The organism is Streptomyces sp. NBC_01275 (assembly GCF_026340655.1).
Lineage (GTDB): Bacteria > Actinomycetota > Actinomycetes > Streptomycetales > Streptomycetaceae > Streptomyces.
In genome coordinates this window covers 3,876,462-3,891,885 of record NZ_JAPEOZ010000001.1, presented here as the reverse complement: position 1 = coordinate 3,891,885, position 15,424 = coordinate 3,876,462, and the positions used below count along the sequence as shown (strand labels likewise).

The window sequence follows — 15,424 nt, the reverse complement described above, 5'->3', positions numbered from 1 at the left end:
CCTTCCGACCGGCCCCGTCCCGCCTTCCGGCCGGCTCCATCCCGCCTCCCGACCGTCCCCGCCCCGCCCCTCGACAGGCCCCCGTCCCGCCTCCCCGCGCCCCGGACTCCCCTCACGCCGTCCCGCTGATGTATTGACTAGATCTATTCAGCGAGTCAGGATGTGAATAACAACAGCAACAACCGTCGGGATCTCCCCACCGACCGCCGGGATCACCCACCCGCAAGGAGGCAGACCATGTCAGGACCCCGCCCCGTACGAGCGCCCCGCGGTACGGAACTGAGCGCCCTGGGATGGCAGCAGGAAGCCGCCCTGCGGATGCTGCAGAACAACCTGGACCCCGAGGTCGCCGAGCACCCCGACAAGCTCGTCGTCTACGGCGGCACCGGCAAGGCCGCCCGCGACTGGCGCTCCTTCGACGCCATGGTCCGCACGCTGCGCACTCTCAAGCAGGACGAGACGATGCTGGTCCAGTCCGGCCGCCCGGTCGGCGTGATGCAGACCCACGAGTGGGCCCCGCGCGTCCTCATCGCCAACTCCAACCTCGTCGGCGACTGGGCCAACTGGGAGGAGTTCCGCCGTCTGGAGGCCCTCGGCCTCACCATGTACGGCCAGATGACCGCCGGCTCCTGGATCTACATCGGCACCCAGGGCATCCTCCAGGGCACCTACGAGACCTTCGCCGCCGTCGCCGCCAAGAAGTTCAACGGCACCCTCGCCGGCACGATCACCCTCACCGCCGGCCTCGGCGGCATGGGCGGCGCCCAGCCCCTCGCCGTGACGATGAACGACGGCGTCGCGATCTGCATCGACGTCGACCCGCGCGCCATCGAGCGCCGTATCGAGCACCGCTACCTCGACGTGAAGGCCGACTCCCTGGAGCACGCCCTCCAGCTCGCCGTCGAGGCCCGCGACGCCCGCCGCCCGCTCTCCATCGGCCTGCTGGGCAACGCCGCCGAGCTGCTCCCGCGCATGCTCGCCGAAGGCGCCCCCATCGACATCGTGACCGACCAGACCTCGGCCCACGACCCCCTCGCCTACCTCCCCGTCGGCGTCGACTTCGACGACATGGCAGACGCGGCCGCCAAGGACCCGGCGGGCTTCACCACCCGCGCCCGTGAGTCCATGGCCAGGCACGTCGAGGCGATGGTCGGCTTCATGGACGCCGGCGCCGAGGTCTTCGACTACGGCAACTCGATCCGGGGCGAGGCCCAACTCGCCGGATACGGGCGGGCGTTCGCCTTCCCCGGCTTCGTGCCCGCCTACATCCGGCCGCTGTTCAGCGAGGGCAAGGGGCCCTTCCGCTGGGCCGCCCTGTCCGGTGAGGCCTCCGACATCCACAAGACCGACAAGGCGATCCTGGAGCTCTTCCCGGAGAACGAGTCCCTGCACCGCTGGATCAAGATGGCCGGCGAGCGCGTCCACTTCCAGGGCCTGCCCGCCCGTATCTGCTGGCTCGGCTACGGCGAGCGGGACAAGGCCGGCGAGCGGTTCAACGACATGGTCGCCAGTGGTGAGCTGGCCGCCCCGCTCGCCATCGGCCGCGACCACCTCGACTCGGGCTCCGTCGCCTCCCCGTACCGCGAGACCGAAGCCATGCTCGACGGCTCCGACGCGATCGCCGACTGGCCGCTGCTCAACGCCATGGTCAACGTGGCCTCCGGCGCGTCCTGGGTCTCCATCCACCACGGCGGCGGCGTCGGCATGGGGCGCTCCATCCACGCCGGCCAGGTCTCCGTCGCCGACGGCACCGCACTCGCCGGCGAGAAGCTGCGCCGCGTGCTGACCAACGACCCAGGCATGGGCGTCATCCGCCACGTCGACGCCGGCTACGACATCGCGGAGTCCGTCGCCGACGAGCGCGGTGTCCGCGTCCCCATGCGCGAGGGTGACGACGCGTGACCATGCTCGACGGCGAACACGGCAGCTCTTCGGCTCCCGTACGACCCACCGGCTCGGCGCCCGTACCGACCGGCGGTACCTCCCGCTCCTTCCACGAGATGTGGCGCGACCTGCGCCCCATCGGCCGCCACGCCGACTCCGGCGGCTACCGCCGCTACGCCTGGACCGCGGCCGACGCCGACTGCCGGGCCTGGTTCAGGGACCAGGCCGAGGCGCGCGGACTGACGTACGAGCTGGACCGCAACGGCAACCAGTGGGCGTGGCTGGGGGACCCGGCCGCCGGGGACGCCGTCGTCACCGGATCGCATCTCGACTCCGTGCCCGACGGCGGGGCCTTCGACGGGCCCCTGGGCGTCGTGTCCTCCTTCGCCGCCCTCGACGAACTCCGCGCCCGCGGGGCCGAGTTCGCCAGGCCCCTCGCCCTGGTCAACTTCGGCGACGAGGAGGGCGCCCGCTTCGGGCTCGCCTGCGTCGGCTCCCGGCTCACCGCCGGGCAGCTCACCGTCGAGCAGGCCCACCAGCTCACCGACGGCGACGGGATCACCCTCCCGCAGGCCATGGCGGCCGCCGGTCACGACCCCGACGCCATCGGCCCCGACCCGGAGCGGCTCGCCCGCATCGGCGCCTTCGTCGAACTCCATGTCGAACAGGGCCGTGCGCTGGACCTGTCCGGCGACCGGGTGGGCGTCGCCAGCGCGATCTGGCCGCACGGACGCTGGCGGTTCGACTTCCGGGGCGAGGCCAACCACGCCGGCACCACCCGCCTCCTGGACCGGCGCGACCCGATGCTGTCCTACGCCGAGACCGTCCTCGCCGCCCGCCGCGAGGCACAACTCGCCGGAGCCGTGGCCACCTTCGGCAAGATCTCCGTCGAGCCCAACGGAGTCAACGCCATCCCCTCCCTGGTGCGCGGCTGGCTCGACTCCCGCGCCGCCGACCAGGACACCCTGGACACGGTGGTCACCGGCATCGAGAAGGCGGCCCGCGAGTACGCCGAGGCGCACGGCGTCGACCTCGACATCGTCCGCGAGTCCTTCACCCCCGTCGTCGAGTTCGACCACGCCCTGCGCGACGAACTCGCCCGCATCCTCGGCAGCGGCGCGGACCTGAAGGTCCCCGTCCTGGGCACCGGCGCCGGACACGACGCCGGAATCCTCTCCGACCGCATCCCGACCGCCATGCTGTTCGTGCGCAACCCCACGGGCGTCTCGCACTCCCCGGCCGAGTTCGCGGCGGAGGACGACTGCGTGGCCGGAGTGCACGCCCTCGCCGACGTACTGGAAGGACTGGCCTGCAGGTGACCTCCACGCAGCGGACACGGACGTACTGGCTGGAGCACGCCTGGCTCGACACCAACGTCGAGCCGGGCGTCGCCCTGGAGGTGACGGGCGGCAGCATCACCGCCGTCCGTACCGGGGCCGACGCCCCGCCCCCCGGCGCCGAGATCCTGCGCGGCCTCACCCTCCCCGGCCTGGCGAACGCCCACAGCCACGCCTTCCACCGCGCCCTGCGCGGCACCGTCCAGGTCGGCTCCGGCACCTTCTGGACCTGGCGCGAGGTCATGTACTCCGTCGCCGACCGGCTGACCCCGGAGACCTACCACGCCCTCGCGCGCGCCGTGTACGCCGAGATGGCGCTGGCCGGCATCACGGCCGTCGGCGAGTTCCACTACGTGCACCACGCCCATGACGGCACCCCCTACGCCGACCCCAACGCCATGGGCGAGGCCCTGATCGAGGCCGCCGCCGAAGCCGGCGTCCGCATCACCCTCCTCGACACCGTCTACCTCTCCTCCGGCTTCGGACAGCCCCCCAACGCCCACCAGCGCCGCTTCTCCGACGGCGACGCGGACGCCTGGGCCACACGCTGTTCACTTCTCAAGGAACGGGATCACGCGAGGATCGGAGCGGCGATCCACTCCGTACGGGCCGTGCCCGCAGACCAGTTGGGAACCGTGGCGAGCTGGGCGCAGGAGCGGCGGGCGCCGCTGCACGTCCACCTGTCCGAGCAGACCGCCGAGAACGACGCCTGCCGCGAGGCCCACGGCCGCACGCCGACGCAGCTCCTCGCCGACCACGGCGTCCTCGGCCCGCGCACCACCGGCGTCCACAACACCCACCTCACCGACGAGGACATCGCCCTCCTCGGCCGCTCCGGCACCGGCACCTGCATGTGCCCGACGACCGAACGGGACCTGGCCGACGGCATCGGCCCGGCCGTCGCCCTCCAGGCCGCGGGCTCCCCGCTCTCCCTCGGCTCCGACAGTCACGCCGTCATCGACCTGCTCGAAGAGGCCCGCGCGATGGAGCTGAACGAGCGCCTGCGCACCCGCACCCGCGGCCACTGGACGGCAGCGGCCCTGCTGCGCGCCGCCTCCGCCGACGGTCACACCGCCCTCGGCTGGGACGGCGCGGGCGTCCTCGAGCCGGGCGCGCCCGCCGACTTCACGACGATCGCCCTCGACTCGGTCAGAACAGCGGGACCGCGACCGCGCCTCGGCGCCGAGACGGCCGTATTCGCGGCGACCGCGGCCGACGTGCGGCATACGGTCGTCGGCGGCCGGCACGTCGTACGCGACGGAGCGCACACGCTCGTACCGGACGTGCCCCGAGCCCTCGCGCAGGCTGTCGAAGCCCTGCGAGCCTGACGACCACCCACGAGGACGCCATGAGCAGCACTGTCATCACCAACATCGCCACGCTGGTCACCAACGACCCCTCCCTCGGTGACGGCTCTCCCCTCGGTCTGGTCCGGGACGCGGCCGTCGTCGTCGACGGCGACCGCGTCGTGTGGACCGGTGAATCAAGCAAAGCACCCGCCACTGACAACCGGGTCGACGCCGGCGGCCGGGCGGTCCTCCCCGGCTTCGTCGACTCCCACTCCCACCTGGTCTTCGCGGGCGACCGCACGGAGGAGTTCAACGCCCGCATGTCCGGCCGCGGTTACACGGCGGGCGGCATCCGCACGACCGTCGCGGCCACCCGGGCGGCGAGCGACGAGGAACTCGAACGCAACCTCACGCGTTTCCTCGACGAGGCCCTCCGCCAGGGCACCACCACCTTCGAGACCAAGTCCGGCTACGGCCTGACGGTCGCCGACGAGGCCCGCGCCCTGCGCCTCGCCGCACAGCACACCGACGAGGTGACCTACCTCGGCGCGCACATCGTCTCCCCCGACTACGCCGACGACCCCGCCGCCTACGTCGCCCTGGTCACCGGCGAGATGCTCGACGCCTGCGCCCCGCACGCCCGCTGGATCGACGTCTTCTGCGAGAAGGGCGCCTTCGACGGCGACCAGGCCCGCGCGATCCTCACCGCCGGCAAGGCGAAGGGCCTGCACCCCCGCATCCACGCCAACCAGCTCTCCTACGGCCCTGGCGTCCAACTGGCGGTCGAGCTGGACGCGGCCAGCGCCGACCACTGCACCCACCTCACGGACGCGGACGTCGACGCGCTGGCGAACAGCGACACGGTGGCCACCCTGCTCCCCGGCGCCGAGTTCTCCACCCGGGCCGAGTGGCCGGACGCCCGCCGTCTGTTGGACGCGGGCGTGACCGTCGCCCTCTCCACCGACTGCAACCCGGGCTCGTCCTTCACGTCCTCCGTCCCGTTCTGCGTCGCGCTCGCCGTGCGGGACATGCGGATGACCCCGGACGAGGCGGTCTGGTCGGCGACGGCGGGCGGCGCGGCCGCCCTGCGCCGCACGGACGTGGGCCGCCTGGCCCCCGGCACGTACGCCGACCTGACCTTCCTCGACGCCCCCAGCCATGTCCACCTGGCCTACCGGCCGGGCGTGCCGCTCGTCTCGGAGGTGTGGCGGCGGGGCGTACGGGTGGTCTGAGCAGGCTCGTCAGACAGGGCCGGCCCGGAAGACCCGCCCGGCTCGGCAGCCACGATCGGCTCGGCAGCCACGATCGGCTCGGTCGGTTCGGCAGACTCGGACGGACGCCCCCGGTCCGCCGTCGCGCGCCCCCACCCGGTCCCCACCAGCACCAGGAGCGCGCCCGCCAGCCCCAGCCACCCCGGCCGGTCCCCGGCGAGCGCGATGCCCACGACCGCCGCCCACACCGGCTCGGTGCCCAGCAGCAGACTGACCCGGGACGGCGAGGTGCGGCGGACCGCCCACATCTGCACGAAGAACGCGAACAGCGTGCAGAACGCGGAGAGATACACCAGCCCCAGCCAGTCCCCGCCGTCGAAGTCCGCCGCGGCCGCCCACGGCGACGCGCCCGTCCCCGGGATCGCCGCCAGCACCGTGAACACGACGACCGCACCGCCCAGTTGGACGGTCGTGAGCGACAGCGAGTCAGCCCCGCGGACCGACTCCATCCGCGCCATGGCCAGCACATGCACGGTACGGGCCACCGCGGCCCCCAGCATCAGCAGATCGCCCCCGGACGGCGCCGTGAACCCGGCGCCCTGCGTCAGCAGCGCCACGCCGAGCACCGAGAGACCGGCGGCCGCCATGAACGCCCCCGGCAGCCGCACCCGGCGTGTCCGGCTCTCCGCGAGGGGCGTGAACACCATGGTCAGGCTGATGATCAGACCGGCGTTGGTCGCCGAGGTGTGGACAACCCCGTACGTCTCCAGCAGGAAGATCCCGGCGAGGATCAGCCCCAGCAGCCCGGCCCCGCGCAACTGCTCCCGGCTCAGCGCCCGCAGCCGCCGCCACCCGACGACCACCAGCACCGGCAACACCACGGCGAACCGCAGCACCAGCACCGCGAGCACGGTGTCCGCGGTGGTGACCCCCTTGGCGGCCAGATAACTGGACCCCCACACCACGGCGACCAACAGAACGGGAAGATCGGCCGACATCGGACTCCTCAAGGACGGGTGACCTCGCCCTGCTGCAGGTCAGAGGGTCGGGTCAGCGTAGTCATCCGGCGAAATCCCGCCACTGGGTTTCCACCATGAGGACAAGGCCCGCGTCAGCGCGTCAGAACGGGCGGGCGTACGGATGCTCGTTCACACGATCGAGGATCGCGCGCAGCCACGGCTGCCGTACGGCGGGCAGCCGGGCCAGCGTGCGCAGAAACACGGACGAGTCGGGCCGGAACGGCCCCCAGGGATGCGCCGGCAGCGGATAGTCCCGGAAGACACCGTCAGGCATGCCGCCGACGCCCCCGGTCACGGGAACCGGCAGCCGCTCCCGGTCGAACGCCAGATGCATCCACACCTCGGCGGCCAACGGCACGAGGTCTGCGCTGCCGGAGGACGGCCGCCAGACTTCGCCGGTCCGCGGATCCCGGGGGACGAGGAGGATGTCGGGGGTGGGCGTGGAGGTGGGGGAGGGGCCGGCGGAGGAGCTGGGACCGGGGACGGGCAGACCCGGTCCGGCCAGAGCCGCTCGCTTCACCGGCGATCCCGGCAGCCCTGGCGTTCCCGGCGGGAGAAGGGCGTCGAGCGGGCGGCCGAGCGTGTCTCTGACGAGCCCGCCGGGGACGGTCACCCGCCCACCCCCCGAGGCCGCCAGCAGATGGGCCAGCGCCATCCCGACCGCCGCCGAGAACGTCGGGCTCCACGACCCGGGCGACTCGATCGGCGGCGTGCCCTGCCACTCCCGCGCCGAGGCCTCCCAGTCGACCGTTCGCGGAAGGGGGTCGTCGCCGTCGCCGGGAACACGCCGCACGGCGTCCGGGGCGAGCCACACCGCCTGCCAGCACGAGCAGTCGTCGACGCGAGTCGCCACCGCCTGCCCGCAGCCGGCGCAGGCGAGGTTCGGCCCGTCCCTCCCGTCCAGCCCCATGCAGTGGCCGCCACAGCGCTCCGGGATCAGAGCCATGCCACGGGTATCCCCCGGCGCGACGACGACAGCGCCGGCCGCCCCGAAGGAGAGACCGTGCAGAACCGGCGCGAACACACCACGGGCCTGCGCCTCGCCCTCCCCGATCTCGCTCCAAGGCCGAACAGGCCACCCCGAAGGCTCCGGATCGACGGCGTACGTCCCCTGCTCCATGAGCGGAGGAAGCATGTCATGCCCGTACAGCTGATGCGCATGGACAGGAAGCGCGACCTGCGCCACAGAAGCAGTCAATACGGCGTCACACCGCGCGCACGCGAATACGGTCATGCGTCCTTCCCCCGGCCGGGTCCGAGCAGGGGATTATCCCGACGCGAGCACCAAGACCCAACTCCTTTTCTCCGTGCAGAGACTGCCTGCGCTGCACTGCCCCCTGCCGGAGACGTGGCCGTGCGGCCCGACGTTCGCTCACAGGCAGTCGGTGCGTGTGGCGTGCGGGAGCGGGGGCGGTCCAGTCACGCCGCCCCCGCTCCCGCCCGCCACAGTTGGTCCCCGGCCTCGTCCAGCGACTCCAGGGAAACCCCGCCGCCCGCGTCCGCTGTCAGCGCCGTCTCGATGGCGATCGCCGGTCGGATCGTGCCGTCGGCGTCCGCGGTGAACCGTAGGTTGTCCCCGTGATCGCCCTCCGCCGAGGAGCACTGCCACACTCCGACCCCGTCGTCGACGGAACCCCGGCTGTCCAGACAGAAGTCCGGGTCGGCGTACGACTGCACCACCCCGCGCGCCGAGTCGACCCGCCAGCGTTGGCTGGGGGAGGAGGTGCAGGGCACGGTGACGACGTCCGTACCGTTGTCGAAGTCGCCGGCCACCTCCAGGCAGCGTCCCGTGGCGATGTTCACGACCTGGGCGTACGTCGCACCGGGCGGGCGCGTGGGGGAGGGGGTGGGGGTCGGGCGAGGCGAGGTCGAAGTCGGTGTGGTGGAAGGGGACTTGCCGGACGACGCGCCGGTCGGTGTGGGCGCGGGGGCGGATATCGTCGCGGTCTCCGTCGCCGTCACGGTCACCGGAGGCGGAACGACCGACGGCCCGGTGACGACCGCGCCCGCCGCGCCCCGGTCCGGTGAGCCGCCCGAGGTCAGCAGCAGGATCAGCAGCGGAGCCACGGCCACCCCCAGCGCCGCCGAGGCCAGCACGACCCGGCGGGACGGCGGCCGGGTCCCGTTCCGTGAAGCGCGTGAAGCGCGTGAAGACCTCGTGGGGTCGGCAGGCTCGCGGTCGTCCATGACGTACGCCGTTCCGCCCCACGGCAGCAAGCCCTCGGCGAGGGCCGTGCGTGGGGTGTCCCGCAGCGCGCGCTGCTCCTCGTAGGCGGTCGCGCAGTGCGGGCAGTGCGCCCGGTGGGCCTCCAGGTCGGGGCTGTGACGCGCGCCGTCCGGACGTACGGACTCCTCGATCAGCCGGCGGAAGTCCCCGCAGCTGGGGTCGTCCGAGGCGGCGAGGCACAGCCGTAGGGAGGCCTGGGCCAGGGCCTGGAGCGCGGGGGCGGTTCCGTAGGCGACGTCCTCGGGGGTCAGGTCGAGCAGCGCGGCCGTCCGCTCGACCGGCTCGCGCTCCACGACGGCGTACCAGAGGAGCCCCTGCGCGCGGGAGGGCAGGGAGCGGAACGCGGCGAGCAGGGATGGGACCGGGCCGCCCGGTGCGGGCGCGGTGTTGAGGACGAGAAGCAGTCCCGCGTCCAGCCCGCCGGCCCGCTCGTCCCCGGCCCACTCCGCCGCCACCTGTCCGGCCAGGGTCAGGAGTCGGTGTCGCCAGGGGCCGCCGGGGTCGTTGCCGCGTGCCGTCTCCCGGGACGCGACGGTGAACGTCTCCGCCGCGAGTCGCCGCGCGGCCGGCTCGCCGGTCGTGCACAGACGGGCGTAGGCCAGGAGCGCGGGGTGGTGGTGGGCGCGGAGCGCGCGCAGCGCCGGGTAGGCGGCGGCGGGGGCGGCGCGGAGCCGGTCGGTGAGGCGGGCGTCGGAATCGCCGGAACCTTCAAAGCCACCGGGGCCACCGGGGCCACCGGAGCGACCGGGACCACCGGAACCGTCAAAGCCGCCGAAGCCACCCGAACCGCCGAAGCGACCGGAGCCACCGGGACCACCGAAGCCACCGGAACCGCCGGGATCGCCCGGATCGCCGGTGTTCGCACCGCTTCCGTCGGTACGGACCATCAGGCCGCCTCCTCGCCTGTTGCTGACGTACTGGTCAGTCTGGTGTGGGGGTGACCCTAGTGGCGAGAGGGGCGGCGCGGGGAGGTTTCCGGGGGTAACCGAAGGGGCCGTCGACGGGGGCGAAGGGGAGGGGGCAAAGGGGAGGGGACCGGCCAGGGGCGGCAGGGGCCCGAGGGAGCGCCGGAGAAAGTCGGCGCTCACCCTCGACTCCTTGGTCCTACTCCTCGACCGTCAACCCCTTCCGCAACTGCACCAACGTCCGTGACAGCAGCCGCGACACGTGCATCTGCGAGATGCCCAGCTCCTCGCCGATCTCCGACTGGGTCAGGCCCGCGACGAAGCGAAGGGAGAGGATCTTGCGGTCGCGGAGCGGGAGTTCGGCGATCATCGGCTTCAACGACTCGACGTACTCGATGCCTTCGAGGCCGTGGTCCTCGTAGCCGATGCGGTCGGCGAGGGCGCCCTCCGCGTCGTTCTCCTCGGGCTGGGCGTCCAGTGACGAGGCGGTGTAGGCGTTCGACGCGGCCATGCCCTCGACGACCTCCTCCCGGGAGAGGCCGAGCCGCTCGGCCAGCTCGGCCGCCGTGGGGGCGCGGTCGAGCTTCTGGGCGAGTTCGTCGCCGGCCCTGGCCAGGTCGAGCCGCAGCTCCTGCAGGCGGCGTGGGACGCGCACCGACCACGAGGTGTCGCGGAAGAAGCGTTTGATCTCGCCGACGATGGTCGGCATGGCGAAGGTCGGGAACTCGACCCCGCGGGACAGCTCGAAGCGGTCGATCGCCTTGATCAGGCCGATCGTGCCGACCTGGACGATGTCCTCCATCGGCTCGCTGCGCGTACGGAAGCGGGAGGCGGCGAACTTGACCAGGGCGAGGTTCAGCTCGACGAGCGTGTTGCGGACGTACGCATAGTCGTGCGTGCCCTCTTCGAGGGACTCCAGGCGCGCGAAGAGGGTCTTGGACAGCGCCCGTGCGTCTACGGCGCCGATCTCGTCGTACGGGGGGATCTCGGGGAGCCCCGCCATGGGATCCGTGGGATCCGTGGGATCCATGCCGTCTGTGGGACCCGTGCGATCCGTGGGGTCCAGTTGTCGCGGTGGAAGTGTCGACTGTTCCGGTGGGGGTGTCGACGTCGTCGTCCGGGCGGTCGTCCGGGTATGCGAGGCGTCGAGCCGGGGTGACATGATGTCCTCCATCGTTCTCGGCATTCGGCTGCCGAAGCCAGTGCGTGCACTGCGGTGTGCGGCGCCTCCGAAGCCGGTCGTGTCGGATACGTGCTTCTCCTAGCCCTACCCGGTTCACGGAGCCCACCGCAAGTGCCTTTTGTTGGACTATGTCCGTTTGTGGGCGATTGTTCGGCTGTTGGGGTGCGAGTCTGAGGCGTAGTGTTCGAGGGTGTGAACCAGTAGTAAACGACCCCTGGAGAGAGACGGCATGGACCGCGGGACTGTCGGCAGCGCACAGTCTGGCCGGCTTCTGGTCGAGGTGCGGGAAGAGGGCGTCAGCGCCGTCGTGACCCCGGCGGGTGAGTTGGATCACCACACCGCCGATCTGTTGCGTGAGCCACTCGAGAACTGCCTCGCCACGGGGCGCAGCCGACTGGTCGTGGACTGCTCCCGGCTGGAGTTCTGCGACTCCACCGGGCTGAACGTCCTGCTGGGCGCTCGGCTGAAGGCCGAGGCGGCCGGCGGCGGGGTCCATCTGGCGGGGATGCTTCCCGTGGTGGCGCGGGTCTTCGAGATCACCGGCGCGGACGCGGTCTTCACCGTGCACGACACGCTCGAGTCGGCCCTCGCCGACGGGAACGACGAGGGCGACGGGAACGGCGGGGGCGACGAGGACGGCTGATCTTCGGCGGCTGTCGGGAATGGGTGCGAACGGGGGGTGTTCCGCCGGTTCCCTCGGGCAGGAGACATCCTGAACCCGAATGCGTCGGCGGTGATCTCGACCAGACCGGCTCGACCGACTCGGCTGGTACGACCGGCTCGACCGATCGGCTGGCACGACTAGCTGGAAGAGATCGACGAAATCGCCTTCGCGCCACGTATCACGTACTGACGTACGGACCGACGTACTGAACGGTGTAGTGAATCTTGAACTGTGAACCGGTGAATCGGTGAGGTGAAGCGCTGATGAGCACCACCCGGCCTTACTCGCCGGGCGACCGCGATCGCGGCCCGGAGCCCACCGGCGCCTCCGGGGCGGCTTCGCCGGGTCGTCAGGTGCGCAGGCTGAGCCTGCGCGGCGAGAGCGGCGTCGTCCCGCTGGCCCGCGACTTCGCCCGCCAGGCGCTGTACGCGTGGGGCTGGCTGCCGGCCGCCACCGCCGATCAGCGGGCCGCCGCCGAGGACGTCCTGCTCGTCGTCTCCGAACTGGTCACCAACGCCTGTCTGCACGCCGAGGGCCCGGAGGAGCTCGTCCTCGGCTGCGACAAGAAGGTGATCCGCGTCGAGGTCTCCGACGGCGGCGCCGGCCAGCCGTCCCCCCGCACCCCGCACCGCGCGGGCCGCCCCGGCGGGCACGGCATGTTCATCGTGCAGCGGCTCTGCCTGGACTGGGGGGTCGTACGGGCCCCGGGCGTCGCGGGGAAGACCGTCTGGGCGGAGCTGGGCGCACCCGCCTGACCTCGGGGCACGCCTGACCTCGGGACCGCCTGATCTCGGGATCAGCCTGGCCTCGGGACCCGCCCGACCTCGGACGACCCGCCTGGCCCAGCCCGATTCCCCCGATTCAATTCGCTGGCCCCCGGGTACGGCCGCGCCCTACTCTCGCTGCAACGCGCTGACGGAGACAAGTAGCCCCGGGCCCCGCGAGTCGAGAGAGCTGCCGCATGCTGGAAAGGCAGTCTCGCGCCCCGAGACGAATCCGCTCCCGAGTGCGGGGAGGAAATGCCCCGCCGGCCGGCCCCCGTCACCGGGCCCGAACGAGACCGCCGTACACCTGACCAGGGTCGATACGGCGGTGAAGGCGTGGTGGCACCGCGAGTACCCTCTCGCCCACGCCCCGAGGGACCACCCCGGGGCGGCCCGCGTCCGTCCCGGCCCGACCGGACGGAGCGCGCCATGCTCGACGTCACCCTCATCCGACAGCACCCCGACCGCGTCCGCGACGCCCTGCGCAAGCGGGGCACGGACGCCGACCTCCCGGCCTTCCTCGCCCTGGACGACGCCTTCCGCGAGGCCCGCGCCACGGTGGAGCGACTGCGCGGCGAACGCAAACGCGTCTCGGCCGAGATCGCAGCCCACCGCCGGGCGGGACAGACCCCTGACGACCTCCAGGCCCCGCGAACCGGCCCCCACCAGCCCCCGCGAACCGACCCCCTCCAGACCGACCTCCTCCAGACCGATCCCCTCCAGGTCGGCGCCAAGGCCCTCGCCGACCGCCTCACCGCCGCCGAAGCCGACCTGACCCGTCTGGCCGCCCTCCGGCAGGAGTTCCTCGACGGGCTGCCCAACCTCCCCGACGACGACGTCCCCGCGGGCGGCAAGGAGAACAACCAGGTCGTCCGGACCGTCGGCGCCCGGCCCGACTTCGCCTTCCCCGCCCAGGACCACGTCACGCTCGCCGAGAAGCTCGGCCTCGTCGACCACCGGCGTGGCGTCGCGCTCGCCGGCAGCGGGAACTGGGTCTACCGGGGGCAGGGCGCCGCGCTGGAGTGGGCGTTGCTCAACCACTTCCTCGACACCCATCGCCGGGCCGGCTACGAGTTCGTGCTGCCGCCGCATCTGCTCGGCTACGACGCCGGGTACACGGCCGGTCAGTTCCCCAAGTTCGCCGACGAGGTGTACGTCGTCGAGCGCGGCGACGGCGGCAGGCCCGAGCGGTTCCTGCTGCCCACCGCGGAGACCGCCCTCGTCTCGCTGCACCGGGGCGAGACCCTCGACGAGCGCGAGCTGCCCCTCAAGTACGTGGCCTACACGCCCTGTTACCGCAAGGAGGCCGGCGGCTACCGTACGGCGGAGCGCGGGACGCTGCGCGGCCACCAGTTCAACAAGGTCGAGCTGGTCCAGTACGCCCGGCCCGAGGACTCGGCGGCCGCCCAGCTCGAACTGCTCGCCCGCGCCGAGGAGTTGGTCGCCGGGCTCGGTCTGCATCACCGCGTCACCAAGCTCGCCGCGGGCGACGTCAGCCCGGCGCAGACGAAGACGTACGACGTCGAGGTCTGGCTGCCCAGCCTCGGGGCGTACGCGGAGGTCAGCTCGGTGTCGAACGCCCACGCCTACCAGGCCCGGCGCGGCGGCATCCGCTACCGTCCGGCCGACGGCGGCAGGTCGCGGTACGTCCACACGCTGAACGCCTCGGGCCTGGCCACCAGCCGTCTGCTGCCCGCGATCCTGGAGCAGCACCAGCGGCCCGACGGAACGGTCGCCGTCCCCGAGGCGCTGCGCCGCTGGGGAGCGCCGGACGTCCTCGAAACCGCCTGAACCCGCGCGCCGGATCCCCACAACTCCGGCGCGCACCTTCTCTTCCCTCCTCACGACCCCGGGCGTACCTTGACGGCTCAATCTGATGCCTCGTCAGTAAATGGGGCACGCCAGGCACGTGATGGTCTGCCCGTACGGGGCTGTCGGAAATGAGGGGACCGTGTCGAACCGGAAGCGAACCGCTGCGCTCGCGACTGCCACGGCCCTGGCCGGCTCGGCGGTGCTGATGGCCGCCCCCGCGGCCAGGGCCGACGTCGTCGACGTCAACTACGCCTGCGAGACGCCCATCGGCCCCAAGAGCGCCGTCTCGCCCATCGACATCAAGGGCGTCAAGAGCGGCAGCGGCTACAAGATCACCATGTCCTGGCAGAAAGGCGTCTCCTCCAGCCCCGTCGAACTCGGCAAGGGCTCGATGAACCCGAGCGCCACCGTCAAACTGGGCGGCGCGGACAGCGGCACCCTGAACGTGACCGGCCCCGCCAACCAGGCGGCGGTTCCGGCCAACACCCCCATCAAGATCGCTGACTTGACGGGCACGTACACCCCGAAGAAGTCCGGCAAGGTCACCTTCACGGCCGGGGTGCTCACCATCAAGGCGCTCGGCACGACCACCACCTGCACCCCGAGCAACGGCCCCGGCCCGTCCCTCACCCTCGACGTCACGGCGGCGAGCGGAGGCGCCAGCGGGGGTACGAGCGGGGGCTCCACCGGCGGGACGAGCGACGGGACGACCGGCGGCGGCTCCGGGGGAGACCTTCCGCAGACCGGCCCCGCGGACTCGGCGATCGCCCTCGGCACCCTCGGCGGCACGGTGCTGCTCGCGGGCGCGGCGGGCGCGCTGTGGCTGACCCGACGCAACCAGCCCCGCTGAGCCGACCTCGTACGCCCGCCTGTCGCCCCTCCACGAGGCGCTTGACGCCGCCCCGTCACGATGGAGCCGCCGATGCCGTTCGCCGCCGCCCGTGTTCCGCTGCTGCCCCTGCCGCTGCCGCCGGCCGCCGCCCCGGAGGCCTCCGGCGGCTGGTCGGCCGCGCCCTCGGGCGGCGGGCGGCCGTCCTTCCCGGACCGCGCCCCGCGCACCCTGCCCGTGTCGGAGCACCCCTGCCCGGAAGTCCAGTCGACGGGAGCGGCGAAGTGAGCGGCAAGCTGC

Annotated in this window: 13 protein-coding genes; 9 read left to right on the top strand and 4 right to left on the bottom strand. The window is 72.6% G+C overall.

The annotated features are described in order from the left end of the window. Positions 1 to 237: 237 nt before the first annotated feature. The 4 genes from hutU to hutI all read left to right on the top strand — a co-directional run bounded on the left by hutU (position 238) and on the right by hutI (position 5,742). On the top strand, positions 238 to 1,902 hold the full coding sequence (hutU, locus tag OG562_RS16990; RefSeq protein ID WP_266398449.1) for a urocanate hydratase: 1,665 nt from the start codon (positions 238 to 240) through the stop codon (positions 1,900 to 1,902). A gap of 98 nt (positions 1,903 to 2,000) precedes the next feature. Beyond that, complete coding sequence (locus OG562_RS16985) at positions 2,001 to 3,203, top strand: allantoate amidohydrolase (protein ID WP_266409317.1); 1,203 nt, start codon at positions 2,001 to 2,003, stop codon at positions 3,201 to 3,203. Continuing rightward, positions 3,200 to 4,549 carry a formimidoylglutamate deiminase gene (locus OG562_RS16980; protein WP_266398447.1) on the top strand — a complete coding sequence of 450 codons (1,350 nt, stop codon included), beginning with the start codon at positions 3,200 to 3,202 and terminating at the stop codon, positions 4,547 to 4,549. The genes OG562_RS16985 and OG562_RS16980 overlap by 4 nt, the downstream gene beginning before the upstream one ends. Positions 4,550 to 4,569: 20 nt before the next feature. Continuing rightward, a complete protein-coding gene (gene hutI / locus OG562_RS16975) occupies positions 4,570 to 5,742 on the top strand; it encodes an imidazolonepropionase (RefSeq protein ID WP_266398444.1) in 1,173 nt (390 codons plus the stop codon). Here the strand turns inward: hutI and OG562_RS16970 are convergent. From OG562_RS16970 to OG562_RS16955, 4 genes are all read right to left on the bottom strand, one after another. After that, complete coding sequence (locus tag OG562_RS16970; RefSeq protein WP_266398443.1) at positions 5,682 to 6,719, bottom strand: DMT family transporter; 1,038 nt, start codon at positions 6,717 to 6,719, stop codon at positions 5,682 to 5,684. The genes hutI and OG562_RS16970 overlap by 61 nt on opposite strands. Positions 6,720 to 6,840: 121 nt before the next feature. Next, a complete protein-coding gene (locus tag OG562_RS16965) occupies positions 6,841 to 7,686 on the bottom strand; it encodes a hypothetical protein (protein WP_323187527.1) in 846 nt (281 codons plus the stop codon). A gap of 473 nt (positions 7,687 to 8,159) precedes the next feature. Next, positions 8,160 to 9,854, bottom strand: coding sequence for an RICIN domain-containing protein (locus tag OG562_RS16960; protein WP_266398441.1), 1,695 nt, complete (start codon positions 9,852 to 9,854; stop codon positions 8,160 to 8,162). A gap of 217 nt (positions 9,855 to 10,071) precedes the next feature. After that, a complete protein-coding gene (locus tag OG562_RS16955; protein ID WP_266398440.1) occupies positions 10,072 to 11,046 on the bottom strand; it encodes an RNA polymerase sigma factor SigF in 975 nt (324 codons plus the stop codon). 238 nt (positions 11,047 to 11,284) lie between these two features. Here OG562_RS16955 and OG562_RS16950 point away from each other — a divergent pair, with 238 nt between their 5' ends. From OG562_RS16950 to OG562_RS16930, 5 genes are all read left to right on the top strand, one after another. Next, positions 11,285 to 11,698: an STAS domain-containing protein gene (locus OG562_RS16950; protein WP_266398439.1), complete on the top strand. Its 414-nt coding sequence runs from the start codon at positions 11,285 to 11,287 to the stop codon at positions 11,696 to 11,698. Between the two features lie 284 nt (positions 11,699 to 11,982). Further along, positions 11,983 to 12,474 carry an ATP-binding protein gene (locus OG562_RS16945; RefSeq protein ID WP_266398425.1) on the top strand — a complete coding sequence of 164 codons (492 nt, stop codon included), beginning with the start codon at positions 11,983 to 11,985 and terminating at the stop codon, positions 12,472 to 12,474. Between the two features lie 438 nt (positions 12,475 to 12,912). Continuing rightward, positions 12,913 to 14,274: a serine--tRNA ligase gene (gene serS, locus OG562_RS16940; protein WP_266398422.1), complete on the top strand. Its 1,362-nt coding sequence runs from the start codon at positions 12,913 to 12,915 to the stop codon at positions 14,272 to 14,274. A gap of 160 nt (positions 14,275 to 14,434) precedes the next feature. After that, entirely contained in the window at positions 14,435 to 15,145 is a 711-nt protein-coding gene (locus OG562_RS16935; RefSeq protein WP_266398420.1) for an LPXTG cell wall anchor domain-containing protein, read from the top strand. A gap of 72 nt (positions 15,146 to 15,217) precedes the next feature. Further along, positions 15,218 to 15,412, top strand: a complete 195-nt coding sequence (locus OG562_RS16930) for a hypothetical protein (RefSeq protein ID WP_266398418.1) — start codon at positions 15,218 to 15,220, stop codon at positions 15,410 to 15,412. Positions 15,413 to 15,424 lie beyond the last annotated feature (12 nt).